Annotated in this window: 25 protein-coding genes, 1 tRNA gene and 11 pseudogenes; 11 read left to right on the plus strand and 26 right to left on the minus strand. The window is 69.3% G+C overall.

Features of this window, described 5'->3' with window-relative positions; all coding sequences use genetic code 11:
• The 3 genes from LP418_RS08255 to LP418_RS08265 form a co-directional block, all read right to left on the minus strand.
• Complete coding sequence (locus tag LP418_RS08255) at nucleotides 1-282, minus strand: hypothetical protein (RefSeq protein WP_257955947.1); 282 nt, start codon at nucleotides 280-282, stop codon at nucleotides 1-3.
• A 73-nt stretch (nucleotides 283-355) separates the two neighbouring features.
• Nucleotides 356-1,072, minus strand: coding sequence for a hypothetical protein (locus tag LP418_RS08260; RefSeq protein ID WP_257955948.1), 717 nt, complete (start codon nucleotides 1,070-1,072; stop codon nucleotides 356-358).
• A 1-nt stretch (nucleotide 1,073) separates the two neighbouring features.
• Entirely contained in the window at nucleotides 1,074-1,331 is a 258-nt protein-coding gene (locus tag LP418_RS08265) for a hypothetical protein (protein ID WP_257955949.1), read from the minus strand.
• A gap of 87 nt (nucleotides 1,332-1,418) precedes the next feature.
• On the opposite strand from LP418_RS08265, the gene LP418_RS08270 reads away from it, so the two are divergent.
• Nucleotides 1,419-1,823, plus strand: coding sequence for a hypothetical protein (locus LP418_RS08270; protein WP_257955950.1), 405 nt, complete (start codon nucleotides 1,419-1,421; stop codon nucleotides 1,821-1,823).
• Between the two features lie 155 nt (nucleotides 1,824-1,978).
• Here the strand turns inward: LP418_RS08270 and LP418_RS08275 are convergent, their stop codons facing one another.
• Entirely contained in the window at nucleotides 1,979-3,190 is a 1,212-nt protein-coding gene (locus LP418_RS08275; RefSeq protein WP_257955951.1) for a homogentisate 1,2-dioxygenase, read from the minus strand.
• Nucleotides 3,191-3,255: 65 nt separating this feature from the next.
• Between LP418_RS08275 and LP418_RS08280 the strand changes: the two genes are divergently transcribed.
• From LP418_RS08280 to LP418_RS08295, 4 genes and pseudogenes are all read left to right on the plus strand, one after another.
• A complete protein-coding gene (locus LP418_RS08280; RefSeq protein WP_257955952.1) occupies nucleotides 3,256-4,107 on the plus strand; it encodes a hypothetical protein in 852 nt (283 codons plus the stop codon).
• Nucleotides 4,104-4,307, plus strand: a pseudogene (locus LP418_RS08285) (fumarylacetoacetase); the annotation flags it as partial. The gene LP418_RS08280 and the pseudogene LP418_RS08285, both read left to right, overlap by 4 nt.
• A gap of 205 nt (nucleotides 4,308-4,512) precedes the next feature.
• A pseudogene (locus LP418_RS08290) lies at nucleotides 4,513-4,707 on the plus strand (fumarylacetoacetase); the annotation flags it as partial.
• Nucleotides 4,708-4,789: 82 nt separating this feature from the next.
• Nucleotides 4,790-5,248: a fumarylacetoacetate hydrolase family protein gene (locus LP418_RS08295; RefSeq protein WP_257956945.1), complete on the plus strand. Its 459-nt coding sequence runs from the start codon at nucleotides 4,790-4,792 to the stop codon at nucleotides 5,246-5,248.
• Here LP418_RS08295 and mptB (LP418_RS08300) read toward each other — a convergent pair.
• The 3 genes and pseudogenes from mptB (LP418_RS08300) to mptB (LP418_RS32845) form a co-directional block, all read right to left on the minus strand.
• Nucleotides 5,173-5,790, minus strand: a complete 618-nt coding sequence (mptB, locus tag LP418_RS08300; RefSeq protein WP_336276035.1) for a polyprenol phosphomannose-dependent alpha 1,6 mannosyltransferase MptB — start codon at nucleotides 5,788-5,790, stop codon at nucleotides 5,173-5,175. The genes LP418_RS08295 and mptB (LP418_RS08300) overlap by 76 nt on opposite strands.
• Nucleotides 5,791-5,844: 54 nt before the next feature.
• The gene (locus LP418_RS08305) at nucleotides 5,845-6,066 is read right to left on the minus strand and encodes a hypothetical protein (protein ID WP_257955953.1); all 222 of its coding nucleotides are present in this window, start codon (nucleotides 6,064-6,066) and stop codon (nucleotides 5,845-5,847) included.
• A gap of 55 nt (nucleotides 6,067-6,121) precedes the next feature.
• Nucleotides 6,122-6,418 (minus strand): annotated as a pseudogene (mptB, locus tag LP418_RS32845) (polyprenol phosphomannose-dependent alpha 1,6 mannosyltransferase MptB); the annotation flags it as partial.
• A 798-nt stretch (nucleotides 6,419-7,216) separates the two neighbouring features.
• On the opposite strand from mptB (LP418_RS32845), the gene LP418_RS08315 reads away from it, so the two are divergent.
• Nucleotides 7,217-7,696, plus strand: coding sequence for a metallophosphoesterase family protein (locus LP418_RS08315; RefSeq protein ID WP_257955955.1), 480 nt, complete (start codon nucleotides 7,217-7,219; stop codon nucleotides 7,694-7,696).
• Between the two features lie 9 nt (nucleotides 7,697-7,705).
• On the opposite strand, the gene LP418_RS08320 is transcribed toward LP418_RS08315, so the two are convergent.
• From LP418_RS08320 to LP418_RS08345, 6 genes are all read right to left on the minus strand, one after another.
• On the minus strand, nucleotides 7,706-8,176 hold the full coding sequence (locus tag LP418_RS08320) for a hypothetical protein (RefSeq protein ID WP_257955956.1): 471 nt from the start codon (nucleotides 8,174-8,176) through the stop codon (nucleotides 7,706-7,708).
• Nucleotides 8,173-8,415, minus strand: coding sequence for a hypothetical protein (locus tag LP418_RS08325; RefSeq protein ID WP_257955957.1), 243 nt, complete (start codon nucleotides 8,413-8,415; stop codon nucleotides 8,173-8,175). The genes LP418_RS08320 and LP418_RS08325 overlap by 4 nt, the downstream gene beginning before the upstream one ends.
• 84 nt (nucleotides 8,416-8,499) lie before the next feature.
• A complete protein-coding gene (locus LP418_RS08330; protein WP_257955958.1) occupies nucleotides 8,500-8,880 on the minus strand; it encodes a hypothetical protein in 381 nt (126 codons plus the stop codon).
• 84 nt (nucleotides 8,881-8,964) lie between these two features.
• Nucleotides 8,965-9,840, minus strand: coding sequence for an MFS transporter (locus LP418_RS08335; protein WP_257955959.1), 876 nt, complete (start codon nucleotides 9,838-9,840; stop codon nucleotides 8,965-8,967).
• A 97-nt stretch (nucleotides 9,841-9,937) separates the two neighbouring features.
• A complete protein-coding gene (locus tag LP418_RS08340) occupies nucleotides 9,938-10,348 on the minus strand; it encodes a DoxX family protein (RefSeq protein WP_257955960.1) in 411 nt (136 codons plus the stop codon).
• 147 nt (nucleotides 10,349-10,495) lie between these two features.
• A tRNA-Tyr gene (locus tag LP418_RS08345) sits at nucleotides 10,496-10,581 on the minus strand.
• Nucleotides 10,582-10,675: 94 nt separating this feature from the next.
• Here LP418_RS08345 and LP418_RS08350 point away from each other — a divergent pair.
• A pseudogene (locus LP418_RS08350) lies at nucleotides 10,676-11,167 on the plus strand (YajQ family cyclic di-GMP-binding protein).
• Nucleotides 11,168-11,469: 302 nt separating this feature from the next.
• On the opposite strand, the gene LP418_RS08355 reads toward LP418_RS08350, so the two are convergent.
• Nucleotides 11,470-12,480 (minus strand): glycosyltransferase family 2 protein, encoded by a 1,011-nt coding sequence (locus LP418_RS08355; RefSeq protein ID WP_336276036.1) that lies wholly within the window; start codon nucleotides 12,478-12,480, stop codon nucleotides 11,470-11,472.
• A gap of 391 nt (nucleotides 12,481-12,871) precedes the next feature.
• Between LP418_RS08355 and LP418_RS08360 the strand changes: the two genes are divergently transcribed.
• The gene (locus LP418_RS08360; RefSeq protein WP_257955961.1) at nucleotides 12,872-13,228 is read left to right on the plus strand and encodes a hypothetical protein; all 357 of its coding nucleotides are present in this window, start codon (nucleotides 12,872-12,874) and stop codon (nucleotides 13,226-13,228) included.
• Between the two features lie 1,164 nt (nucleotides 13,229-14,392).
• Here LP418_RS08360 and LP418_RS30510 read toward each other — a convergent pair.
• From LP418_RS30510 to LP418_RS08415, 12 genes and pseudogenes are all read right to left on the minus strand, one after another.
• Nucleotides 14,393-14,926, minus strand: a complete 534-nt coding sequence (locus LP418_RS30510; protein ID WP_336276037.1) for a DUF4143 domain-containing protein — start codon at nucleotides 14,924-14,926, stop codon at nucleotides 14,393-14,395.
• Entirely contained in the window at nucleotides 14,833-15,558 is a 726-nt protein-coding gene (locus LP418_RS30515; protein WP_336275938.1) for an AAA family ATPase, read from the minus strand. The genes LP418_RS30510 and LP418_RS30515 overlap by 94 nt, the downstream gene beginning before the upstream one ends.
• Nucleotides 15,559-15,770: 212 nt before the next feature.
• Nucleotides 15,771-16,449 (minus strand): annotated as a pseudogene (locus tag LP418_RS08370) (N-acetylmannosamine-6-phosphate 2-epimerase).
• On the minus strand, nucleotides 16,449-17,147 hold the full coding sequence (locus tag LP418_RS08375; protein ID WP_336276038.1) for an ROK family protein: 699 nt from the start codon (nucleotides 17,145-17,147) through the stop codon (nucleotides 16,449-16,451). The pseudogene LP418_RS08370 and the gene LP418_RS08375 overlap by 1 nt, the downstream one beginning before the upstream one ends.
• A gap of 37 nt (nucleotides 17,148-17,184) precedes the next feature.
• Nucleotides 17,185-17,367 (minus strand): annotated as a pseudogene (locus LP418_RS08380) (ROK family protein); the annotation flags it as partial.
• Between the two features lie 3 nt (nucleotides 17,368-17,370).
• Nucleotides 17,371-18,264 carry a dihydrodipicolinate synthase family protein gene (locus tag LP418_RS08385; protein ID WP_336276039.1) on the minus strand — a complete coding sequence of 298 codons (894 nt, stop codon included), beginning with the start codon at nucleotides 18,262-18,264 and terminating at the stop codon, nucleotides 17,371-17,373.
• Between the two features lie 39 nt (nucleotides 18,265-18,303).
• Complete coding sequence (locus LP418_RS08390; protein WP_257956950.1) at nucleotides 18,304-19,275, minus strand: oligopeptide/dipeptide ABC transporter ATP-binding protein; 972 nt, start codon at nucleotides 19,273-19,275, stop codon at nucleotides 18,304-18,306.
• An 82-nt stretch (nucleotides 19,276-19,357) separates the two neighbouring features.
• Complete coding sequence (locus LP418_RS08395) at nucleotides 19,358-19,768, minus strand: oligopeptide/dipeptide ABC transporter ATP-binding protein (protein ID WP_257956951.1); 411 nt, start codon at nucleotides 19,766-19,768, stop codon at nucleotides 19,358-19,360.
• 90 nt (nucleotides 19,769-19,858) lie between these two features.
• A pseudogene (locus tag LP418_RS08400) lies at nucleotides 19,859-20,062 on the minus strand (ABC transporter); the annotation flags it as partial.
• Nucleotides 20,063-20,141: 79 nt separating this feature from the next.
• Nucleotides 20,142-22,244 (minus strand): annotated as a pseudogene (locus tag LP418_RS08405) (ABC transporter permease subunit); the annotation flags it as partial.
• 89 nt (nucleotides 22,245-22,333) lie between these two features.
• Complete coding sequence (locus LP418_RS08410; RefSeq protein WP_257955962.1) at nucleotides 22,334-22,648, minus strand: hypothetical protein; 315 nt, start codon at nucleotides 22,646-22,648, stop codon at nucleotides 22,334-22,336.
• 13 nt (nucleotides 22,649-22,661) lie between these two features.
• Nucleotides 22,662-23,967: pseudogene (locus LP418_RS08415) on the minus strand (ABC transporter substrate-binding protein); the annotation flags it as partial.
• Nucleotides 23,968-24,109: 142 nt separating this feature from the next.
• On the opposite strand from LP418_RS08415, the pseudogene LP418_RS08420 reads away from it, so the two are divergent.
• The 3 genes and pseudogenes from LP418_RS08420 to LP418_RS08430 all read left to right on the plus strand — a co-directional run.
• Nucleotides 24,110-25,207, plus strand: a pseudogene (locus tag LP418_RS08420) (GntR family transcriptional regulator); the annotation flags it as partial.
• A 19-nt stretch (nucleotides 25,208-25,226) separates the two neighbouring features.
• Nucleotides 25,227-25,544 (plus strand): annotated as a pseudogene (locus LP418_RS32850) (acetylxylan esterase); the annotation flags it as partial.
• Nucleotides 25,545-25,656: 112 nt separating this feature from the next.
• Nucleotides 25,657-25,860: an acetylxylan esterase gene (locus LP418_RS08430; RefSeq protein WP_257955964.1), complete on the plus strand. Its 204-nt coding sequence runs from the start codon at nucleotides 25,657-25,659 to the stop codon at nucleotides 25,858-25,860.
• Nucleotides 25,861-25,883 lie beyond the last annotated feature (23 nt).

The following is a 25,883-nucleotide window of genomic DNA, read 5'->3' on the forward strand; positions in this document are numbered from 1 at the left end:
TCAGATCACCCGGGCCGTGAATACGTTCAGTCGTCGTTCCGCGCGCCCGCGCCTCCGAGCTCGCCACCCGGGCGAGCGCGGTCCTCGTCGGTCATCTGCTCTGCCGTCAGGTCGAGTCCGCGGGAGACCCGGTCGCGGATCGACTCCGTGAAACCCCCGGTCGGCGAAGAGGTTGTACAACGACTTGCGTCCCCCGAGGACGTCGTCGGCGGCCCGGCGCATCTCGTCGGTGGTCGCCTCGGTCCGCAGCTTGTGCAGGGCTTGCTTCACGAAGTCGTGCATGTCGGATCCGGGCTCGAAGCTGCGGAGCAACGGTTCTTCGTCGCGCGTGGCGTCCCGGTCGTCCCGGTCCTTGTCACGCGCCCTTGTGCTGGTAGCCGCCGGGGAGGGCGTAGTCCTCGAACTGGGTCAAGGCGCTCGTGCCCGTAGCGATGATCGCGAGACCGGCCTCGATTCCCACGAGCACCTTGCCTCGGATCTCGATGATTTCGACGACCGGGTCTGCGATGCGCAGCACCGCGGCGGCCGTACCAGCGCCTGCAAACAGGCTGCCGACCCCACCGGTGAAGAAGGTGACCAGCGCACCGACACCGGCGGCGATCACGTAGTCGATCAGCGTGGCCACGAGGTCGCCGGCCGCCTTGGCTCCCTCGTAGACCCCGAACGCGGCGGTCTGGTATTCCGTGGACATCTCGTCCGGGTTTGCCTGCTGAGCCCGGATTGCCCGGGCCGGGCCCTTGAAGTAGTGCCGGGCGTCAGCCGCCGCGTCGCCGTCCCACGACTTGTCGAGGTCGTGCCAACGCGCCTCGATCTGTTCGCCGCTCCGGGTGCAGAACTCGGCCAGCTCGTCCGGGGCTTGCGCGACGGCCACGCACTGGGTGAAGTCACCCGCCCACCATTCGCCCCACTCGCCGAGCAGGTCAGTCCCGCTGATCTTCTCGACCACCCAGTTGGCGATGCTGCTGAGGGAGATGAAGTCGCCTATGTGCAGCGCGGTGTCGAGGCTCGCGGGAATCGGAGTGCCAAAGCCCGTGGGGCAGGTGAACATGTACGGCGATGTGAAGGTGCTCATCTCACAACTTCCCCCGCGTCTTGGCGGACTTGCCCGCGCTGGCGTGGTCGGCGTCCTCGTAGTCGCGAGCCGTCGCGCGCAACTCGGTGACGGACTCGTCCAGGATCCGCTCGAAGTGCGCGAACAGGGCGCGGACGTTGGTCTCAACGTTGGCGCATTCGTCCATGAGTCGCACCAGAAGAGCGCCCCCTGTGGGCTGCGGATCGGTGTAGCGGGCCTGACAGGCGGCCATGTCCGCGCACGAGCGCAGGACGTTCAACTCTTTCATGCGAAGTCGCGCACCGCGTCCGGATCTTGTGTGCGCCACGCTCTCTGCTGATCCAACCGGTCGGCATAGATTTGCCCCGTGACCGCTGAAACAAACCCAACCACGCCTGCTCAGCTCCGTCTCGGCATTGCCATCGCCGTCGTCGCGGCGGTTGCCCTGCTGAGCCTCGCGGTGACAGTCGCCGTCATCGGCGGCGGGGATCCGGAGGTCGCTGGCTCGTTCGTGCTCACCTTCGTCGCACTCCTGCTGCTCTCCGGAGCCTCGATCGGCGTGGCGCGACTGATCCACGGCGACGATCCCGCGACGGTCGATGTGGCCGCAGGGAGGGCAACGACGCAGCGGCTCTTCGGCGCCGTCGCAGTGATCGGGCTCCTGTTCACGGCCTTCCCGGCGATCATGACGCCCTTCCCGCACGTGCTGGCGGCGGCGATCCCGCTCGTGATGGTGGGCGTGCTGGCTCGCGGGTCGCTGTCGAAGAACTGATCAGCAACGCCGTGAACTAGCCCCGGCGTTCGGTTGGGGAACCGAATCGGGGCGTACAGGCGCCGGCCGGCCCGATCTCGTTCCCCAACTGCGGCAGCGGGGAACCATCGGGTCCGCGGATCGCCGTACAACGACCCGATCGTTCCCCAGCCCGGCTAGGAGTTGCTGAACACCGCCGGATCGTCGCCGTCGTCGGGGCCACGACCTGCCCAGGTCCAGGCGTAGGCCGGGTCCTCGACGGCGAGGCCACCCTCGCCGAGCTCGAGCGGAGCGAAGGTGTCGACCATGACGGCGGACTCGTCGAAGTAGTCGGCACCGAGCGAGGCCTCGATCGCGGACGGCTGCGGGCCGTGGGCGTAGCCGCCGGGGTGCAGGGAGATCGAGCCGAGGTTGATGCCCGAGCCCTTGCGCGCCTCGTAGTCGCCGCCGACGTAGAACATGACCTCGTCGGAGTCGACGTTGGAGTGGTAGTAGGGCACCGGGATCGAGAGCTCGTGGTAGTCGACCTTGCGCGGCAGGAAGTTGCAGATGACGAAGTTCCAGCCCTCGAAGACCCGGTGCACCGGCGGCGGCTGGTGGATCTTGCCGGTGATCGGCATGAAGTCGTCGATGTTGAACGTGTAGGGATACAGGCAGCCGTCCCAGCCGACCACGTCGAACGGGTGCGTCGCATACGTCATCCGGGTGCCGACGATGCCGGCGCTGGTGCGGTGCTTGACCAGCACGTCGACGTTCTCCCCCTCCACGACGTACGGCGACGACGGCCCGTGCAGGTCGCGCTCGCAGTAGGGGGCGTGCTCGAGGAACTGCCCGAACCTCGACAGGTAGCGCTTGGGCGGGTGGATGTGGCTGTTCGCCTCGATCGCGTACAGCCGGCTCTCCGACTCAGGCACCCAGCGGTGGGTCGTCGCGCGCGGGATCACGACGTAGTCGCCGGCGCGGTAGGTCACGACGCCGAAGACCGACTCGACGGTGCCGGTGCCCGCTTCGACGTACACGCACTCGTCGCCGATGGCGTTGCGGTAGAGCGGGGACGACTGTCCACCGGTGACCACGTAGGAGATGCGGACGTCGTTGTTGCCGAGGACGAGCCGGCGTCCCTCGACGGGGCACGTGCCGGTCTCGAGCGAGTGCAGCTTGAGGTGCCGCGCCTTGAGCGGGTGGTTGGGCGTACGCGTCTGGTCGGCGAGCTCCCACACCCGGCTGTCGACGAGCGCGGACGGGACGCCCCGGTGGTAGAGCAGCGACGAGTCGGAGGAGAAGCCCTCCTCCCCCATCAGCTCCTCGTAGTACAGCGCGCCGTCTGCGTCGCGGTGCTGCGTGTGCCGCTTGGGCGGGATCGCCCCGACACTTCGGTAGTGAGCCATCTGCCGTCCTTGTCCGATAATCGGCACATCTCGTCCGCTATGCGCCTACTGACTACAGTAACGGCGTGAGCAACGAGCTTCCAGAGATCTGGTCCGGCTTCTTCGACGACGCGGCCGTCTTCCCGCCCGGCAACGCCGAGCTGCCCGACGCTGTCGAGGCGTTCAGGGCCCGTCGCGACGAGTGGTACGCCGATCTGGTGGCCTCCCTCGTCATCACTGACCAGCGAGTGCCGGACGTGTCCGCGGCCGACGTCCCGCTGTCGATCGTGGTCACCGGCGGGGCCGGCGCGATCGCCGGCGCGCTCAAGCTCGCGGGCCGGGCCGGCAATCCCGTCGCCGGGCTAGAGATCGCGCTCCGCGACCCCGACGACTCGGCCGGCAACGCCCGGCGGGTGGTGGCCGCCGTCGACGCCGCCCGGATGGACGGCGCCCTCGACGACGAGACGCCGATCTTCGTGGAGCTGCCGCAGGGCGACGTGACCTACGCTCGGGAGGCCGCGGCCGACGAGGTGGCCGCCGCCGAGCTCAGGCTGAAGTTCCGCACGGGCGGGGTCGAGGCGCACCTCTTCCCGGCGTCCGGCCGGGTCGCCGCCCGGGTCGATGCCGCGCTCGACCGGGAGCTCACGTTCAAGTGCACTGCCGGGCTGCACAACGCCGTACGCCATCGGTATGCGGAGACCGGGTTCGAGCACCACGGCTTCCTCAACGTGCTGGCCGCGACCGCCGAGGCCGACTCCGGACTCGGCGCCGCCGACGTCGCCGAGACGCTCGAGCTGACCGACGAGGCCGAGCTGCTCGGACTCGTGCGCGAGCTCGACCTGACCAAGGCGCGACGGTGGTTCACGAGCGTCGGATCGTGCTCGATCCTCGAACCCGTCGCCGACCTGACCGACCTCGGACTCTCGGAGCGCCCATGACCGCCGGATTCGGCATCGACCACCTGCCGTACGGCGTCTTCTCCACGCCCGACGGCGACAGGAGGGTGGGCGTCCGGTTCGAGGACACGGTCCTCGACCCGGCGGCCGCGACCGGTCGGGCCGAGTTCGCGCAGCCCTCGCTCAACGCCTTCATGGCGCTCGGCCCCGACGTGTGGGCGTCGACCCGCGCTTCACTGCCCGCCCTCCTCGAGACCGGCCACCACCGGCACCCCCTCGACGAGGTGACGCTGCACCTGCCGATCGAGGTCGGCGACTACGTCGATTTCTACGCCTCCGAGAACCACGCCTCCAACGTCGGCCGGATCTTCCGGCCCCGACCGAGAGCCGCTGCTGCCCAACTGGAAGCACCTGCCCGTCGGCTACCACGGTCGTTCCGGCACGGTCGTGGGCAGCGGCACCGACATCGTCCGGCCCTGCGGGCAACGGAAGGCGCCGACGGACGACGCGCCCACCTACGGCCCGTCGCGCCGCCTCGACATCGAGGCCGAGCTCGGGTTCGTCGTCGGCGTCGGGACAGCTCTCGGCGAGCGGGTGTCGACCGACGCGTTCAAGGACCACACCTTCGGCGTCGTCGGTCTCAACGACTGGTCCGCGCGCGACATCCGGGCCCGGGAGTACGTCCCGCTCGGCCCGTTCCCCGGGCAAGTCCTTCGCCACGTCCATCAGCCACTGGGTCACACCCCCGGCCGCACTCGAGGCAGCCCGGACCGAAATGCCGGGCCGGGACCCGCAGCCCCTGCCCTACCTCGCCGTCGGCGAGCAAGCCGGCCTCGACATCGCCGTCGAGGTGGTGCTCAACGGGAGCGTGGTCTCGCGTCCGCCGTACGCCTCGATGTACTGGTCACCCGCGCAGATGCTGGCCCACACGACCGTCAACGGCGCGAGTGTGCGCACCGGCGATCTGTGGGGATCGGGCACGATCTCGGGCTCGGAGCCCGACCAGCGCGGGTCGTTCCTCGAGCTGTCGTGGGGCGGCAAGGAGCCGTTCCTGCTCGACGGTGTGGAGCGGACCTTCGTCGAGGACGGCGACGTGGTGACGTTGCGCTACACCGCACGCGGCACGTCCGGCGGCACCATCACGCTGGGCGAGGTGACGGGCAGGATCCTGCCGGCCACCTGAGGCGCCGTCGCGATCTTCTCGAGCCGCTCGCGCGCCGTCCGTGTCGCCAGCAGGACCAGCACGAGGGCGGTCACCAGCAGGGAGCCGACCACGATCGCGACGTAGGCCCCGTGCAGCGACGAGTCGAGCGGTGCGACCAGTCCCGAGATGACGACGGCCGCGAGCAGACCGACCGTCCCGAGCCGGGGCAGCCGGATGGTGGCAAGGAACGGCAGCGCCCAGAGGAAGTACCACAGGTGCACCACGGGGCTGAGCACGATCAGCACGCCCATGACCACCGCCACGGCGCGGGCGGCCTCGGCGCGGTCACCCGTGCGCCGGGTCAGCGCCACGCGTGCGGCGATGGCGAGTGCCGCCACCTGCGCGAGCGCGCGCACGATGCCGAGGAGCGTGTCGGGAGCCAGCCCCGTGCCGAGCACGCGGGCGACGAGGTCGAGGAAGGCGCCCAGCATCGTCGGCATCGAGAGCGGCACCTTGACCGTGCCGGGGACGCCGAGCGCGTGCACCCAGCCGACACCGAGACCGGCCAGCAGGCCCGGCAGGACCGGGGCGCCGCACGCGACGGCGCCGACCTCGGCGAAGCGCCGGACGCTGGGCTAGGCGAGCGACGCTCCGACGGGCAGCGCGATCAGGGCGATGCCGATGCAGACGAGCCCGCCCGGCAGCTTCACCGCCGCGGCGAGACCGCCGACGGCGGCACCCCACATCCAGCCCCGTTCGACGCCCACCACGAGCGCGGCGGCCATCAGCCCGGCCATCAGCAGGTCGTTGTGCAGGCCGCCCACGCCGTGCGCCAGCATCAGCGGCGAGCAGAGCACCAACGCGGACGCCGGGGGCGGGGTTGACGCCCGCCCACGACGCGAGCCTCGGCACCGACCACGCCAGCAGCACCAGCCCGACCAGCGCGAAGAAGCGGTAGGCGATCACCAGCATCCACGGGTTGCCGGTCAGGCCGGAGACTGCGTCACCGAAGAGCAGCGGGATCGGTCCGTACGGCGCCGCGGTCTCCATCCAGCGCGGGTCGACGCCCTGCACGATCGGCCCGACGAGGACCCCGGGACCGTGCTCGTACGGCGAGATCCGGAAGTGCGCCAGCACGCCCTGTGCGGCGTAGGACCAGCCGTCGCGGGAGAACAGCGGCGGCGCGAGCACGAGCGGGGCGGACCACACGACGGTCGCGTAGCGGACGAGGGCCGTGGGCGTCCTCGCGGTCCTCGCCCTCGGTCCGTGCGACGTCCCGGCACAGCCGCAGCCACGCGGCGGCGTACAGGCCCAGACCGAGGAGGACGACGGCGAGCCCGGCCATCCGGCCGGCCTCCGCGCCGCGCAGGTCCTGCAGCAGCGCGATCTGCATGAGGGCGGTCGAGTCGGGCAGCGTCGAGATCACGACACCACCGATGAGGACCAGCAGAGAGCCGGCAAACCCCCGAGTCAACATGAGGGCAACGTAGGCAGCCTCGCCGACGCCGCCACAAAGGGAGGGTGAACTCGGCCCGAACAGTCCTAGAGTTCCGGACGTGAAGCAGCTCGGCCAGCACGGCCCTCCCCGCCACGTCATCGCCCACCTCTCCGACCCCCACCTGCTGGCCACCGTCCTGCAGTACGGCGCCGTCGACACGGAGAAGGGCCTGCTGCTCGCGCTCGAGCGGCTCGCGGCCGTCGACCCGCCTCCGCAGGCGCTGGTGTTCACCGGCGATCTCGCGGACAAGGCCGAGCCCGCGGCGTACGCGAAGCTGCGCGCGATCGTCAGAACCGGCGGCAGCGGAGATGGGCGCGGAGGTGGTGTGGGTGATGGGCAACCACGACGAGGCGGGCCGACTACGCGCGCGGCCTCTTCGACACCGACGACGACGGCCCGCAGGACCGGGTCCACGAGGTCGACGGGCTGCGGATCATCTCCCCTGGACAGCAGCGTGCCGGGCTACCACCACGGCGAGCTGAGCGACGACCAGCTCTCATGGCTGGCCGATGTGCTGGCCACCCCCGGCCGAGCACGGCACGTTGCTCGCGCTGCACCACCCGCCGCTCCCGCTGCCGATGCTGCGCGCGGCCGAGCTGATCGAGCTGCTCGAGCAGGACCGCCTTGCCGCAGTGGTGCGCGGGTCCGACGTGCGCGGGATCCTCGCGGGACACCTGCACTTCTCGACGTACTCGCTCTTCGAGGGCGTCCCGGTCTCGGTGGCCTCCGCCAGCTGCTACACCTCCGACCCGGCGCCGGTCGACCGCTTCGTGTCAGGCGTCGACGGCGGCCAGTCGTTCACGATGATCCATGCGTACGCCGACCGGCTCGTGCACACGATCGTGCCGCTCGTGGCCGGACCCGAGGTCAGCGCCGTGGGCCTCGACATCATGGCTGCCATCGAGGGACTCACCGTCGAGGAGGCCCGCGAGATGGCCTCCAACAAGACGTCGCCCTTCAACACGCAGTTCGAGGACCACGACCGCTGACGACGTCGCTCAGCTCGTCGAGCTGCCGGTGACGACCACGTAGAACCGCTTGCGCGTGTCGGCCGTGGTCACCGAGCCGTCACTGTTGCGCGGGCTGACCACCGGGTGGTTGGTGTTGCCGGTGCCGGGCGGGGCGCAGTTGACGATCGTGGGCTGGCACATCGCCGCCGCGATCTCGCCGGAGAACTCCGGATTGCTGTCCGCGCCGGGCGCGCGACCGTTGGTGATGGTGTCACCGTTCTGGTCGACGGTGTTCTGCAGTGCGACGACCGCGAGCACACCGTTGTCGACGAGGTTCTCGCCGGCGTTGATGTAGACGTTGCCGTTGGCGCGCAGGCCCGCCACGTCGGCACCCATCGGGGCCGGGGTGGGATAGGCCGCGGTGACGGTGAAGCCTCCGGACTGGGCGATGATCGCGCCGGTCGCGTCGACCCGGGGCCCAGCGACCGACACCGGCCGGGCCAGCGGGACCGGTGTCACCCCTCGGGCCGGCGGGCAGGTTGTCGCCGAAGTCCTTGACCCGGAGCGAGCCGTTCTTCACGTCCGCGCTGCGGAGCGAGCCGTTCTTGATGTCGCCGGACTTCAGGGAATTGTTCTTGACGTCGCCGCTGTCGATGAGACCCGCGGCAGCGACGGACGTGCCGCTGGTGGCGATCACGAGGGCCGGGGATGGAGACGGCCATGGACGGCGAGGGACGACGGAGATGCGGAACGCGCATGGGTCAGAACCTTTCGATGGGGTCCGCCCGGGGCGGCGGCCTCTCGGAAGGTTCGGAGTGACCCGCGTCACGGATTGGTCGAGCTCAGACGCCCTCGGAGCCGATCCCCGGGTGCACGAATGGCCGGCCTGCCCGGAGCCCCTCCACGGCACCGGGATGGACGCGCCGCAGGTGGTCGAGGCCGCGGCGGCGGTAGCGCACGATCTGCACGATGCCGAAGATCCAGAAGGGGTACTGCACGGCCATCGCGAGCTTGTAGTCGTCGAGCGCGTAGGCGTCCATGCCGCCCGGTTCGACCGGGTCGAGCACGATGCCGATGAAGGCCATCACCAGCAGGGACGCCGTGAACCCCCCGACGTTGACCAGCCCGTTGGCCCGACCGATCGCCTGCACCGGCGTGAACGAGCGCGCCGGGTCGAAGCCGACCATCGACGCCGGCCCGCCGCTCGCGGTGGCGAAGGTCATCACGACCACCAGCCGGGTCGGGGGCGACCCCCGGCCACAGCAGCACGGCCGTCCACGCCGTTGCCATGATCAGCACGACGCCCATCACGATCCACGAGCGGTAGAAGGGCAGACGCGCGACCGAGGCGCGAGCAGGATCCCGCTCACCACCGCCCACGCGGTCATCGCCATCAGCAGTGCGCTGGCGCCACCTGCCGACCAGCCGAGGCCGCGCACCGGGAACGGGAACCCCCACAGCAGGACGAACACCGTCCCGGAGAACTGCGACGTGAAGTGCGACCACATGCCCAGTCGCGTGCCGGGGTTTCCCCACACGGTCCTGACCGACTGCGCCGGGGCACGGAGCTTGATCTGCACCACCTCGTCTCGCTTGTACGGCGAGTCCTTCACCAGGAACACGACGGCAATGAGCAGGAGCACGCCGATGGACGAGACCGTGGCGAAGGCCCTGCTCCAGCCGAGCCGGTCGAGGAGGAAGGTCAGCGGCGCCGCGGCGGCGATGGCGCCCATCTGCCCGGTGAGGCCCGTGAGCTGGGTGACCATCGGGGCCTGCCGCACCGGGAACCACACGCTCACGATCCGGATCACGCTGACGAAGACCATCGCGTCGCCGGCCCCGAGGACGGCCCGTGCCGGGACCGCGGCGCCGAACGACGTACTGAACGCGAAAGCCAGCTGCCCCGCGGTCATCAGCACCAGCCCGCACAACAGCAACGCCCGCGACCCGAAGCGGTCCAGCAGCACACCGACGGGCACCTGCATGCCGGCATAGACGACGAGCTGGAGGACGGTGAAGGTCGCCGGGCTGGTGGCGTTGATGTCGAAGCGCTCGGACGCCAACAGCCCGGCGACACCGAGGGAGCTGCGGTGGAAGACGGCCAGCACGTAGACCGACAGTGCGACGCCCCAGATGGCCCACGCCCGGCGGCGGCCGATGTCGTGGATCTGCTCCGTGCTCACGTCGTCAGCATCGCAGTGAGCGCCGTACAGATGCCGAACCGGCCCCCGACCGGACGATCGGGGGCCGTGCTGCGTGGCTCGCGGGTCAGAGCGGGACTCAGACCGAGAAGAGCGGGCCGGTGATGGTGAGGCCGAGGTCCGGCACGAGGGCGAACAGCGCGAAGAGCGCGATCGCGCCACCCACGAGCGACAGGGTCTTGTTGAACTGGACCTGCTCGTTCATCTTGGCCTCACCCTCCTCGTTCCAGAACTTGTGCATCAGGACCGGGATGGGCGCGATGGCGACGGCGAGAAGCAGCGAGCCCGGGTCGCCCCAGACACCGAGGACGACGGAGACGGCGCCGACGATCATCAGCACACCGGAGGCGAGAACGCTCAGCTTGGCGGCGGGCACACCCTTGTACTGGGCGTAGCCGGTCATGGCCGCGGTGGCGGTCAGGTGGCCGATGCCGGAGGCCACGAAGATGGCGGCGAACAGGACACGGGCGAGGAGGACGACGAAGTCCATGGGGGTTTCTCCTAGTTTAGTTGAATCTTCAAGTAATCGGTTGAACTGAACCCCGGACAACCTTGTTCCCCACGGAACCTGTGACCTGCGACACGGCGACGCGAGCGGGCCCTGAAATGCCGAACGGCCCCGACAATGCGGGGCCGCTGGTGGCAGATGAAGGATTCGAACCTTCGAAGGCGTAAGCCGACGGATTTACAGTCCGCTCCCATTGGCCGCTCGGGCAATCTGCCGTGCTGACCCCCCACCAAGGGCGAGCTTGGTCGGGAGGCAACGAGAGACGAGGATAGCGTCAGACCGACCCAGACAGAAAACCGGAGGAGCCCCATGGCCGACTCAAGCTTCGACATCGTGAGCAAGCTCGACCGCCGGGGAGGTGGACAACGCGCTGAGCCGGGCGGCCCGCGAGATCGCCACCCGATTCGACTTCAAGGGCACCGGCGCCTCGATCGAGTGGAAGGGCGAGCAGGCGATCGAGATCGTGGCCTCCGCCGACGACCGCGCCAGCGCCGTGCTCAGCGTCTTCCGGGACAAGCTGATCAAGCGCGACCAGAGCCTGAAGATCCTCGATGCCTCCGAGCCGCGCCAGTCCGGCCGGGTCTCCAAGATCGACATCGTGCTCAAGGAGGGCATCACCACCGAGGACGCCAAGAAGATCTCCAAGCTGATCCGGACGAGGGCCCCAAGGGCGTCAAGGCGCAGGTCCGGGGCGACGAGCTCCGCGTCTCCTCGAAGAAGCGCGACGACCTGCAGGCAGTCCGGGCGCTGGTGAAGTCGCAGGACTACGACTTCGCGGTCCAGTTCACCAACTACCGCTGAATCGCAGCGTTTGCGCAGGGCAGATGCCTAACGGGTGCCGAGAGTCCGCACAGAGTCCGCGCGCGAGGTGCTTGAACGCGGGGTCGTAGTCGGCCAATGTCATGAGGACTCCGACCGTGAGGCTCTGAAAGAGTCGCTCGTCGCGTTGAAGCCGGCTGACGACCTCGCGTGCAACCTCGCGCTTGGTTCTGCCCTGCAGGCACTGGAATTGCTAGATCCGAGTGGATGATGCCCCACCGAGCAGGTCAAATGACGGCTGCGCACTCGCGGGCGCCCGGGGTGGTCGAGCTCTACCCAGCGGCCTATGAGGCTGCCTCGCCGGTCGCCTTCTGCACCTCGACCGCTCGTCGTGCGGCGACAAACTCGGTTGTACGGGTCGCGGGCAGGAACAGCCGTTTGGGCAGTTGTTCGTGTCGATGGATCTGGTGCTCAAGTTCGATCAGTACCTGCGAGGGCATCGGTGTAGGTGTCCATGTCGGCACCGAGACTTCGATCCGCTCTAGCACACCGAAGGCGTCCAAGGCGTCGGTGTCTTCAAGGACGAAGTCGTCGTAGAGACTGCGGAGCCGGTCATCTGCGACCGCCGGGTCATCAACGTTCTGGACATCCGGGAACGCACGCAGAACCTCAGCTCGCCGATCGCGCATAGCTGGCGGAGGACCCGAGGCGGCGAGGGCCGTCCACTTGCGTACGAATTCGTCGAACGTTGGTGACTCGAAGTGAAGGTGCCGCAGCGCGGCGTCTTCGTAGGCCTCGAGCTTGTTGCCCCGGTCGTCTTCGGCCGCGTGCACGCCTAGTCGAGTGTCCGGGCGTGGACGGATGCCCACTTTTCCACTGACATGCCCATGGAAGAAGCGAGCGTTGTTGGCGCGCTCGAGTAGGCCGGCCCGACGCAGACTCCGCAGCTCGCGCTTGGTGAGTAAGCGCTTGAAAACACGGCCTGCGTCACTGGAGTGCTGCGCCACCGACTCGAGTGGCCAAAGGCGAACTGCCGGGGCTTCAGCCGGAACCTGCCGCAGTACATCGAGGTCCAGCAACGCCACCTCGTCGCCGTCGAGAAAGAACAGCCAATCGATGTTGCCGACCTCGGCACAGGCCACCCGAACAAGGTTCGCGGCCACGCGCTGGCGTCCGTTGAGCGTCTCGATATAGTCGTCTCCCCACCACGCATCATTCGTGACGACCAAGCTCACCTGAGGATGCTGGGCCAAGATCGTGTGCACATCGGTGTCCGGGGGTCCATCGGTGACCACCACGAGATGGTTAAGGCCATGGCCCAGTTGCCGTCCACGAATCGCCGTACGTTGGGCAATGCGTCTCGTATGAGCGTGACCGCGACTGTGATCATTCCGTCAGGCTATCGATCCGTCGCCCAGACGCTAATCGGGTGGGTGGAGTAGTAGCGAACCCTGTCGAGGTCAAGCTTCGTCCATCCGCCCGTGGGCACGTCAACGAGTTGGCTGCGGGGGCTCTACCTCACGCACTGCGGCAGCCAGAACACGCAAACCTCGCTGGACAACCGTCCACAAGGTTTCGCCGCCAGCCCCACCGGTTTCGGGGGCGGAAGCGAAGCGCTGTCGCATCACTTCATCCCGGTTCGATCTACCGTCACAGTCCGGGAACCGAGGTCCGTTCCCGACAGCCTATTCGTTCGTGGGCCGTCCGATTTTCCCCGGCCATCGCGCGAGAAAACGTCGGCCTCCCATGGCCGTCGAACGTTTGCGCTACCGGCGCAAGGTGCCGACGAATACTTTTCAATTTGCGATTCAATTGACTGGCGCGTCTCATGCGCTTGGCTCGCATGGACAGGAGCACGACATTTTTCGGGAAGAAGGCACGTCTATGAAGCGAGCACTTTTGATCGTCGTCAGTTCCATTTTGGCACTCCTCTCGCCACTGTTGTCACCCGCCAATGGCGCTAGTCCGGCTGGTCAGCAGTCAGCAGCTTTCAAGCGCGCATTTGCGGCTCCACTGGATGTGCTCACCTACAACATTGCCGGCGGACAATTTCACAAACGGGAGCATCACCGCGCTCTACCCAGTAGACGAGTTCACCAATAGTCGAAGCCCTGACATCATTGCGCTCCAAGAAGTGTGCTGGAGCCAGAAGGGCTTTCTGGAGGCGGGCACCAATATCTCTGCCAAGTACGACGCGTTGGATGCAGACCAAGACCGTGAGTACGTGCGGTGCAGATACTCGGGTAGGAGTTGCGATCCCGGTTAGGCGGGATCTGCCTGTTGTCGATTGGTCTGGGTTTCCGGAAGCCGCCATGGTTTGCGCTGCGTTCACAGGAATTTCCAGCGTCAATCCGCCGCAAGGAAACCTCGCTTGCTCGGCTCACATGCCCGTGCAATCAGAGGGCGACTTCAATAAGCAGCCAAAGGCGACGCAGGCCTGAGCAATCTGTATCAGATCGGGGGAGGGTCAGGGCGTTTCAACGAGGCGGACCAAACTTCCTGCGGTCCGTGTCGCGGAGGAAAAGATACCCACTTCATTGGAGTCGTGGACGCGCCCACCACGACGCCTGGCTGTACCAACAAGTCGTCACGGAAGATTGACTACATCTTCTACTCTGGCCTCTTCTCCGACCAGAACGCCGGTTTTGATCCGACTGAAGTCGAGAATCGCTGCGGACCGATCGGATCGCCTTCCAACTTCTCGGATCACAAGTTGTACGTTGGTCATTCTCGGAATCTCGGATAGGAGCAGTCGAGCTCCACCTACTCCATAGCACCACCGCAGCGGGCGCCGGTCCTAAAAGGATCGGGGTCCGCTGCGGACTTCTGTACCGCGCTTTTGAAGTATGCAGCGCGGTCGGTCGTATGCCCTATCCGGAGGCGTCGCCGGGAACAGGGCGTCCTACGGAGCTGGTTCCTCCAACAATCTCCTCCTCCGCTGCCGACCCCCTCATCCTCCCGGACCGACCTCCTCATCATTGATCACTATTGGCTATCCACGGTCTGAACCGCCATTCACGAGGAGGACCCCATGACCGCACAACCCACCATCCCGAACCCGCGCCGCAACCCCGGCGACGAGATGCTCACCCTCCAAGAAGCCTGCCGCGTGCTCCGGGTGCCCAAAGGAACCTTGCGCTACTGGCGCCACCTCGGCTGCAGGACCCCGCAGCTTCAAGGTCGGGCGTCACGTCCGCTACTGGCGCGCCGACCTGATCCTCTGGCTCACCGAACAGACCAACCGCGACCCGGGCCGCTGAGCTGTGGCTACGGGCCCAACAGCGCGAGCGGCACCACGGCAACACCGTCCGGGCGACGGAAGGCGTGCTCGCCCGTGGTGATCACCACCCGGTCCACGAGCCGGTCGCCGAGCTGGTCGTGCAGCCAGTTGAGGTGGCGCACATCCAAGTCGCCGACCGTCTGGCTGAGCTTGATCTCGATGGCGACCACCTGACGGTCCTCGCCCTCGACGATCAGGTCGATCTCCCGGTCGGTCTCCTTGGTCCGCAGGTGACCAACTCGCGCCCGGGCCGACGACGCGTAGACCCGGAGGCTCTGGGCGACCGGGGACTCGAACAACGCGCCCAGCCGGGTGCCGGTCGCTGGCGCGACCCGGTCGCCTTCTCCCCGGAGCAGACCGGCCTTGCCGACGCCGACCAGCCGAGCGGCGAGCGCGGGATCGACCGGGTGATGCTTCGGGGACTGGGTCAGCCGCTTGAGCGGGGTTGAACATCGGCACCCGGGCCTCGACCGGATCGAGCACGAAGATCCGCCTGAGATGCTCTCGATAGTTGTCGGCAGTCGGGCGGGACGGCTTGTCGACGACTCCGGCGGTCGCCGCATCGAGGACCTTCGTGTACGCCGCGTCGGTGGACGTCGCGGCGGCATAGGCGGCGAGCCGAGGCGCGGACGGCGGCCGGGCGGCGGACATTGAGCCCGTTCTCGGGCAGGTCACGGTCGACGATGCGGGTGAGGTAGCTGTCCAGCTGAGCATTCCGCGCCCGCTCCGGCAGACCGCGGATGCCCGGGAAGCCGGAGGCCGGGATCTCGTCGACATAGTCGACCGGGCCGATGTCCGAGCGGCCCTCGATCGCCGGCCGCGACCCGGTCAGCAGCTCTGCCAGCGACACCGTCGACTCCCCCGGGCCGCGCTCGGCGAACGACAGCGGGCGCATGGTCAGGCTCACGATCCGGCCCGCACCCGAGTGGACACGCGCCTCGGGTGCGACGGCCGCCGATCCGGCGAGGAGGAACCGGCCCCCGCCGGCGTCCTCGTCGACCGCGCGGCACACGCGGTCCCACACGGGCGGATGAAGCTGCCACTCGTCGATGAAGACCGGGACGGCCGAACGAACGACGTAGTCAGGATCCGCAGCAACGATCTGCCGCTGCGCGGGTAGGTCCAGCGAGATGACGGTATTGGCGCGCTGCAACGCTGTCGCCGTCTTGCCGACGCCCTTCGCACCTTCCAGCGCGATCGCCGCAAGGTCGGGGAACAGCTCGTCCGGGGAGTCGATCGACGATCCTGTCCTGATATGCCATATGGTCGAACTTAGCAGATGGACGCCTCTGAACTTAGCGTTTCGACGCCTTCGAACCATGCATCTCGACGCCTGCGACTGGCCACGCGTGGCCGATTCACCAACTACCGCTGAGCCACCGCATCGACGAACCACCGCGTGATCGAGGTGGGGTGCGTGATCGCGGTGCCGACGACGACGGCGTGTGCCCCTCGCGCCAGCGCCTCCGCCGCCCGGGCGGGGGTGTGGATGCGGCCCTCGGCGACGACCGGGACGTCGAGGGCGCCCGCCGGGCGCTCGACCGGGTCGAGGTCCGGGCCCGCCAGCTTGGGGGTGTAGTCGGTGTAGCCCGACAGGGTCGTGCCGACGAGATCGGCGCCGGCCTCGGCGGCCGCGACGCCCTCCTCGAAGGTCGACACGTCGGCCATCACGAGCACGTCGTGTTGCTCGCGCAGGCCGGCGACCGTCGCGGCGAAGGTGAGCCCGTCGGGGCGGGGGCGACTCGTGCCGTCGAGCGCGACCACCTCCGCGCCGGCCTCGGCGACGGCCGGGGGCGTGGGCCAGCGTCGGCGTGATGAACACGCCTTCCTTGCCGTCCTTCCACAGTCCGATCACGGGTACGTCGAGGCTGGATCGCATCGCGCTGATGTGCGCGATCCCTTGAGCGCGTACGGCGACGGCGCCACCGGCCACGACGGCCTGCGCCACCGGGGCCATGGTCTCCGCGGTGTTCATCGGCTCGTCGCCGTACGCCCGGCAGGAGACCACCAGTCCCCCACGCAATCGTTCGAGCACGTCGTCCATCAGGCTTCCTCTCCGACAAGCTCCCGGGCCAGCGCGGCGGCGCCGAGCAGGGCCGCGTCACCGCCCGGGGCCGAGCGCACGATCTCGGCATCTCGCAGGGACGGCAACAGCTCCGCACCCGCAGCCTCGATGAGGGCGGTCCACCACGGATCGCCGGCGTTGACGACGCCTCCGCCGACGACGACCACGTCCGGGTCCAGCACGTTGACCAACCCACCGATCATCGCTCCGACCGCGAGCCCGCCGAGCCTGATCACGGAGGCGGCCTCCGCGTCACCGGAGGCAATGACCGCTTGGAGGTCGGCGACCTCCAAGGTCGTACGCCGTGCGAACTCCCGCACCAGCGCCGGTCCACTGGCAATTGCCTCGAGGTGTCCGGTGCCGCCGCAGCTGCAGGGCAGGTCGCGCGCCTGCACGGACGGCACGTGACCGACGTGACCGGCCGCGGCGTGCGCGCCCGTCAGGGTGCCGCCGGGAAGGACGAAGGCTCCGCCGACGCCCGTGCCGACGGCCACGAACAGCGCCGTGCCACGGCCGCGAGCGGCGCCGTACCGACTCTCGCCCAAGGCGTGCGCGTGCACGTCGTTGCTGACAGCGGTCGGCAGGCCGGTGAGGGTTGCCAGTGAACCGCGCAGGTCGGTGCCGGCCCAGCCGGCCGGGGGCGTCGGTGGCTCCGAGCACCCGGCCGCTGACCGGATCGATCACACCGGCGCTGCCGACTCCCAGCGCGACCACGTCGGCGCCGTCTCGCAGTGCCGCCACGAGCGCGGCGGCCGTCGACAGCACGGCCGAGGCACCGTCCTGCGCCGGTGTCGCAGCCTCGTTGCGGCGTACGACGGTGCCGTCGCGGGTGACCGGGGCGGCCGCGGTCTTGGTGCCGCCGATGTCGATGACGGCGACCGTCTCGGTGGTGGGCATCGGCTAGAGGAGCCCCGCCAGCTCGAGCTCGACGCGGATGCGTGCGGTCTCGTCGGCGTTCAGCGGCCGCATCGGCAGGGACACCGCGTTGGAGTCGATGACGCCGAGGAGCATGAGCGCGGTCTTGAACGCGCCGACCCCACGGGTGCTGCCCGCCGCGGTCGCGTCGGGGGCGTCGACGATCCGGAAGAGCCGGGTGAGCCGGTCCTGCTCGGCGCGGGCCGCGGCCCAGTCGCCGGCGCGGCAGGCACGGTCGAGGCGCACGTAGCCGTCCGGGTCGACGTTGCCCAGTCCGGGCACGGCGCCGGAGGCACCGGCGAGCATCATCGCGTCGACGACGACCTCGTGGCCGGTGAGCGTGGCGAACTCCGTGTCGGGCAGCTCGTCGGCGAGCCGCACCAGCAGCTGCCGGAACGACACGTCGTCACCGCTCGAGTCCTTGACCCCCGCGAGGACGCCGTCCGCCGCGAGGCGCAGGTGCAGGTCGACCGAGATCTTGGTGTGGACGCACACCGGGATGTCGTAGGACAGGATCGGCAGGTCGGCGGCCGCGTGGATGGCGCGGAAGTGCCGCTCCACCTCATGAGGGCCGACCAGCGTGTAGAACGGAGCGGTCGTCACGAGGGCATCGACGCCGAGCGCCTGCGCCGCGCGCACGCGGTCGATGACGCGCGGGGTGGTCGGCTCGATGCAACCGGCCAGCACCGGCACGGCACCGGCAGCTGTCTTCACGATGACCTCGAGCGCCCGGTCGCGCTGGGGGTCGGTGAGGTAGACGGTCTCGCCGGAGCTGCCCAGAGCAGAACAGTCCGTCCACTCCGGCCTCGAGCTGTCGTTCCACCCGGGCGCTCGAGGGACGCCACGTCGACGGCACCCTCGTCGGTGAGGGGGTGACAGTGGGGGGGACGACGCCGCCGAATCGCGGCATGGGGGTGTTCACGAGCTCTCCTTGACGTGCAGTGGTGTGTCGGTACGGGTGGCCGCCCGGGCCAGCTCGACGAGCTCGCCGTCGGTGGTGCCGGCCGGGATCGGGTGGTAGCAGCGGTAGTCGTGGGGCTTGCCGCCGTTGGCGGCACCGGGCTCCGGCCTCGGCATCTCGCCGGCGCAGATCTCGGTGGCCTTCCAGCACCGGGTGCGGAACGGGCACCCGCTGGGCGGCCCGGTCGCCGAAGGGACCGGCCCGACGAGCGGGATCGGGTCGAGCGGAGACAGCAGGCCGGGGGTCGCCGAGAACAGCGCTCGCGTGTAGGGGTGCTGGGCACCCTCGGGCACCAGCGAGGCTGGGGTCTGCTCGACGATCCGGCCGAGGTACATCGTGATGATCCGGTCGCTGACCCGCTTGACGGTCTGGATGTCGTGCGACACGAAGACCATGGCCGGGTTGAGCCGCTCCTTGAGGTCGAGGAGCAGGTTGAGGATCTGTGCCCGCACCGACACGTCCGGGGCGCTGGTCGGCTCGTCCGCGATGATCAGGTGCGGCTCGAGCGCGAGCGCCCGGGCGATCGAGACGCGCTGGCGCTGCCCGCCCGACAGCTGGCTCGGGAGCACGTCGGCGACCGACTGCGGCAGTCCGACGAGCTCCATCAGCTCAGCGATCCGCGCCTCGCGCTCGGCGACGGTCCCGCGGCGGTGGACGTCGAGCGGGTCGCGCAGGATCTGGCGCACCGGCATCCGTCGGTTCAAGGACGTGGCAGGGTCCCGGAAGATCATCCCGACGCCGGCACCGATGTGCAGCCGACGCTCGGCGGCGTTCATCGACCAGACGTCGCGGCCGGCCACCTGCACCTCGCCGCTGGTCGGCCGCTGCAGGCCGACGAGCACCTTGGCCAGCGTCGACTTGCCGCAGCCCGACTCACCGACGACGCCGACGGTCTCACCGGCGGCGATGGAGAGGTCGGCCCCGGTCAGCGCAGACGACGCTCGCGGTCGAAGATGCCGCCGCCGCGGGTGCGGTGCACGACGTGGACGTCGGTCAGGCTGGCGATCGCGGTCATCGGGCCACCTCCGTGGTCTCGAGCTCGAGTGCAGGGTGGTGGCAGGCGTAGCGATGGTCGGTCTCGCCGACCAGCGGAGGTGCCTGCTCGCGACAGATGTCGCTGGCCATCGGGCAGCGGTCGCTGAACCGGCAGCCCAGCGGGAAGTCGGCCGGGGAAGGCACCACGCCCGGGATCTGGGTGAGCCGATCGGCACCGGTCTCGAGCGACAGCACCGAACCGAGCAGCCCCCGTGCGTAGTGGTGCGCCGGCGACTCGATCACGTCGGTGGTCACGCCCGACTCGACGATCTGACCGCCGTACATCACGACCACGCGGTGCGAGACGTCACTGACCAGAGCGAGGTCGTGGCTGACCGGGATCAGCGCGAACCCGAGCTCCGTCTGCAGCCGCAGCAGCAGCTCCATCACCTGCGCCTGCACGGTGACGTCGAGCGCCGTGGTGGGCTCGTCGGCGATCACCGGGCGGGGGTCGCGCGACAGCGCCATGGCGATGACGACACGCTGGCGCTGGCCGCCGGAGAGCTCGTGCGGGTAGGCCGACAGGGTGCGCTTCGGGTCCAGCCCGACGAGGCCCATCAGCTCCACCGCCGTACGCGTGCCGCCGCGGCGGATCAGCTGCTTGAGCTGGCCACCGACGGTGATCGACGGGTTGAGCGCGGAGAGCGCGTCCCGGTAGATCATCGCGATGTCGCGGCCCATCAGCGCGACGACGAGTGGCGTTGAGCGTGAGCAGGTCGGTGCCGTCGAAGGTCATGGTGCCGCGGATGCGAGCGCCCTTCGGCTGCAGCCCCATCACCGCGAGGGCGGTCAGCGACTTGCCCGAGCCCGATTCGCCGACCAGCCCCAGCACCTCACCGGGGCGTACGGCGAAGGAGATCCCGTCGACGATGTCGACGCCGTTGTGCACGCCGGCGAAGCCGATGGACAGGTCCTCCACGGACAGGATCGGCTGGCCGGTCGGAAGCGGCCGAGCCCGCGCGCGCAGCCGTCGGGCGGCCTCGGCGAGGCCGGGCAGCTCGATCACCTTGCCGTCGCCGGGGCGAGCCTGCTCGAGACGGTCACCGACGACGACGTCGCGACGCAGCAGGGATCGCCGGGTGGCCGGTGCTGCCCACGCGTCGGAGATGCCCTCGGAGAGCACGTTGAGCGCGAGCACCGTGAGCAGGATCAGCAGTCCGGGGAAGAAGGTGGCCCACCAGCCGCCGACTCGGACCATCTCCTTGCCGAAGGCGATGACCGATCCCCACGAGGAGTCGGCGTCCTGCGGCGAGAGGCCGCCGCCGATGAATGACAGCGACGCTTCGAAGACGATCGCGTCGGCGACCATCACGGTCACGAACACCATGATCGGCGCCGCGCAGTTGCGCAGGATGTGGCGCCACAGGATGTGCGGGCGGCGGGCGCCGATGATGCGTTCGGCGGCGACGTAGTCCTCGCCGTACTGCGAGAGCACGTTGGCGCGCACGATGCGAGCGACCGGCGGGATGAAGACGAAGCCGATCGCGACGATCAGCACGAACAGGCTGTTCTTGCCGAACGAGATGATCAGCAGCGCGGAGAGCACGATGGCCGGGAAGGCCATCACCACGTCGAGGACGCGCATGACGAGCTCGTCCACTGCGTTGCAGGACGTGCCGGCAAGGGCGCCGAGCAGCGCGCCGAAGACCAGCGCGATGCCTGCGGCACCGAAGCCGACCATCAGTGAGCGCCGGGTGCCGGCGACCGGGCGGGAGTAGACGTCGCGGCCGAGCTTGTCGAGGCCGAACCAGTAGTCCGAGCCCGGGCCGGTCAGCGGCGAGTCGAGGCCGGTCTGCGTCGGGTCGTGCTTGAGCAGCAGCGGTGCGAGCACGCCGACGAGGACGATCAGCAGCACGAAGCCGAGCGCGAAGCGTGAGGTCAGGTTGAGACGACGGAAGTTGCGCATCAGTGACCTCCTCTCAGTCGGGGGTTCGCAAAGAGGTAGAGGATGTCGACGACCGGGTTCACGACGACGAAGCCGAGGGCGATCGTCAGGATCGTGCCCCGGGGCCAGCGCGGTGTCGTTCTGGCGTACGGCGGTCATGATCAGCGTGCCCATCCCGGGCAGCGAGAAGATCGCCTCGATGATGACGGTGCCGCCGATCAGGTAGCCGATGCGCAGGCCGAGCACTGTCAGCGGATTGACGAGCGCGTTGCGCAGGACGTTGCGGCCGACGACGACGTACGGCGGAAGGCCGGCGCCGATGGCGGTGCGGACGTAGTCGCGGTCGAGCTCCTCGACCATCGAGGTCCGCACGATGCGTGCGAGCGAGCAGCCGACCGGGACAGCCGGGGCCAGCGCCGGCAGCGCGAGGGACTCGAGGAAGCCGCTCAACGAGTCGGCCGGGTTGACGTATCCACCCGTCGGAAAGATCGGGCGGCGTACGGCGAGCTCCCGGATGAGCAGGAGAGCCAGCCAGAACGACGGCATCGCAATCCCCGCCATCGAGGCGAAGCGCATGACCTGGTCGGGCCAGCGGTCGCGGTAGAGCGCCGCCGTGATGCCGAGGGCCGGGCCGATCACCATCGCGCCGAAGACACCGAGCAGGGTCAGCTGGATCGTGAGCGGGAGGGCGGTCGCGATCTTGCTCGAGACGGGCACGGACGGCGGGAACGTCATCCCGAGGTCGCCGCGCACGAGGTCACCGAGGAAGAAGAGGTAGCGCACCGGCAGCGGCCGGTCGAGGCCGTTGGTCTCCTTGAACGCGGCCACCCGGGCCGCGGAGGCCCGGTCGCCGAGCACGGACAGGGCCGGGTCGACGGGCGAGAACTGCATGACCACGAAGACGAACAACGTGATCCCCGGGACCAGTGGGACCGGGGTCAGCAGTCGCCGGGCGATCATGCTCAGGACAGTCAGCATGGGTTCACTCTCGATGAATCAGGGGAGGTGGCGTCCTGCCCGGCCCGGGGGAAGCCGGGCAGGACGCCGTGAGACCGGATCAGATCCGGTCAGTCCTTGCGCTCGGTCTCGAGGAAGTACATGCCGGTGGTGGCGGCGCCCTCGAAGCCCTCGAGCGCGTCGGCGTCGTGCGCCGTCACGACCTGCGTGTGCAGGATCGGGTAGAGAGGCGCTTCCTCGGCGATGATGTCGAGCGCCTGCTTCCACAGGCCGGCCCGCTCGGTCTCGTCGTCGGCCTGCGAAGCCGCGTCGATGAGGTCCGCGACCTGCTGGCGCTCGGGAGCATCCCAGCGGTAGCGGTCCGACGGCCGTCGTGCCGTAGTAGAACCAGCGCAGCAGCAGGTCGGCGTCGGGACCGAAGACACTCAGGTCACCCGAGGCGAGCAGCACGCGAAACTTGTCCGAGGGGACGAGCTCGCCGTACACCGCAGCGGACGGGACGGTGTTGAGCGTCGCCTTGACGCCGATCGCCTTCCACGCCTCGATCACGAGCGGGGCGATGTCCTTGATGAAGGACGCATCGGTCGTGACCAGCTCGAAGGACAGGTCCTTGACGCCCGCGTCCGCGAGCAGCTGCTCGGCCTTGGCGGCGTCGTAGTCGTAGACCGTCGAAGCCTCCCCGGTAGTCCGGGTTGCCCTCGTCGAGATAGCTGCTGGCGGGAGTGCCGTAGCCGCTCAGTGCGGTCTGGATGATCTTGTCCTTGTCGAGCGCGTAGTGCAGCGCCCGGCGCACCCGCTTGTCGTCGAAGGGAGCCGCGGAGTTGTTGAACATCAAGAACGCCCGGTTGAAGGCCTGCTTGGCCTCGACCTCGTAGGAGCCCTTCAGCGAGTCGACGTTGAGGTAGGGCACGGCCTCGATGGCCCGGACGCGACCACCCTCGAGGTCGGCGATCCGCGCGGCGGCGTCGGTGTTGGTGTTCCACGTCATGGTCTCCGCTGCCGCAGGAAGAGGACCGTTGTAGTTCTCGTTCTTCGAGAGCTTCAGGCCCGACTCGGCCGAGGCGCTGTCGAGCTTGTAGGGACCCGAGCCGACCGGCGCGGTGTCGAAGGCCTCGGACGCGGCCTCGTCGGCAGTGAGCGCCTTGGGCACGATCTTGATGACGGCGATGCGCTGGGCGAAGAGCGGGAAGGGCGTCTTGAGCTTGAACTCGACCGTCGCGTCGTCGGTCGCGGTGACGCTCTCGATGAAGCTGATGAAGCCGTTCATCAGGGGCACGACCGCGGGGTCCGCCGGCTCGAGGACGCGTGTGAAGGAGTGGGCCACGTCCTCGGCGGTCACGGCGCTGCCGTCGGAGAACTTGGCGTCGTCGCGCACCTCGACCGTCCACGTCAGGCCGTCCTCGCTGGCGACCGGCTCGGACTTCGCGAGGGCCGGGTAGGGCTCACGGGTGACCGGGTCGAGGTCGACCGGGCCCTCGAAGATGTGCTGGTTGGCCGCAGTGGCCACCGCGCTCGACGCGTTGTCCGGGTCGAAGCCGCTCGACAGCGCGAAGGCCAGCGTGGCCTCGATGCTGTCCGAGGCGCCGCCTTGCGAGTTGGTCGAGGACGGACCGCTGCAGGCGGCCGTCGCGACCGCGAGGCTCAGGGCCACGGCCACCGCCTTCGCGCCCGTGGTCAGCCGGCGACGCACGCCTGCTGATCGGTCCGACCGTGCCATGTCGGTGATGCTCACTGTTGCCTCCATCGGGGGTCAGAACCCGGCTGGGGACGCCAGTGCTCCGGTGTCGAGATGATGAACTTCGGAAATTGTTGTCCCGGACCTATGACGTCTGATGTCTGATGCCGGTATGCTGAGCGTGACACGGATCACGACGGAGGGCAAGGGCATGAGCGGAACAAATCTGTCTCCCAGCGAGGCGAACGGCGTCCCATCGCGGCGTCGCAACCGCCACCTTCGGGAGACGGTCGCCGACGACATCAAGCAGCTCATCCTCGAGCAACGCCTCCGCCCCGGGGACCCCCTGCCGACCGAGTCGGAGCTGTGCGAGGCCGTCGGAGCGAGCCGCTCCAGCGTTCGCGAAGCCGTGAAGACGCTGGCCGCGCTCGACATCGTCGAGGTCCGCCACGGGCACGGGACCTACGTCGGCGGCATGTCGCTGGCCGCCCTCGTGGAGAGCCCGGCCTTCCGCGGGCTGCTCAGCCGGGAGGACGACCACATGGTCCTCGCCGAGCTGGTGGAGGTGCGCCAGACCCCGGAGCAGGGGCTGGCGGACCAGATCGTCGCCGGTCTGGACGACGACCACCGCTCCGAGCTCGCCCTGCTCGCCGGCGGCATGCAGCAGAAGGCGGCCGACGGAGAGGAGTTCATCGAGCTCGACCGCGAGTTCCACCTGATGCTGATGGAGCCGCTGGGCAACGACCTCATCCTGCAGCTGACCGGCGCCTTCTGGGACGTGCACACGATCGTCGCGCCCACCCCGGCCATGACCGGCGAGGGCCTGCGTCGCACCGCCGACGACCACGCCGCGATCGCCGATGCCGCGGTCGCCGGCAACGCCGACGCGCTGCGCACCGCCATCGCCAACCACTACGAGCCGATCCGGGCCTCGATCGCCGCGGCTCGCGCTGCTCGGAGCCGAGGCCTGAGCCACTCGATGCCACTCTTCGACCTGCCGCTGGCCGACCTTGCGACATACTGTCCGGCGCGCCGTGAGCCGGCCGATTTCGTCGACTTCTGGGCCGACACCCTCTCCGCCGCGCGCACTTCGCCTCTCGAGGTCGAGACCGCACCGCACGCGACACCCCTCCCCCCGGTCGACAGCAGCCACCTCTGGTTCTCCGGCTTCGGCGGGCACCGCATCCACGGCCTGCTGCTCGCTCCCTCCCACGCCGCGGTCCCCGGACCCGTGCCGATGGTCGTCCAGTTCCCGGGGTACGGCGACGGCACCGGCAGCCCCCTCGACTGGCTCGCCCTCCCGGCCGCCGGTTTCGCGACCCCCGGTCGTGGACACCCGCGGGCAGGGCGCTCGCGCCCGGCGGGCCGGCGCGACCGGCGACGCGGCGGGCAGCGACTCCCCGCACGTCGAGGGCTTCCTGACCCGCGGGATCCTCGACCCTGCCGACTACTACTACCGACGCGTCTTCACCGACGCCGTGCGGGCCGTCGACGCCGCCGCCGGGCTCGACTTCGTGGATCCCACACGGATCGCGGTCGCGGGCACCAGCCGGGGTGGCGGCATTGCGCTCGCCGCGGCGGCCCCGGCCGACGGCGTCGCGGCGGCGGTCGTCAACGTGCCGTTCCTGTGCCACCCGGACCGCGCCATCGAGATCACCGCGCGGGCGCCGTACGCCGAATTGCTCGCCTTCGTCCGCACCCACCGTGCCGACGCCGACCGCGCCCCCGGCGACCCTCGACTACTTCGACGGCGTCAACATGGCCGCGCGCGCCGACGTGCCGGCGTTGTTCTCGGTGGCCCTGATGGACGACGTGTGCCCGCCCTCGACGGTGTACGCCGCGTACAACCACTACGCCGGCCCCAAGGAGATCGAGGTCTACACCTACAACGAGCACGAGGGCGGCGGCGTCGCCCGGGACGAGCTCACCATCGCGTGGCTGCGCGAACGCTTCCGGGCCTGAGACACAGCACCGCCCCGGGACCC

It is taken from the genome of Nocardioides sp. B-3 (assembly GCF_024703895.1).
Classification (GTDB): domain Bacteria; phylum Actinomycetota; class Actinomycetes; order Propionibacteriales; family Nocardioidaceae; genus Nocardioides.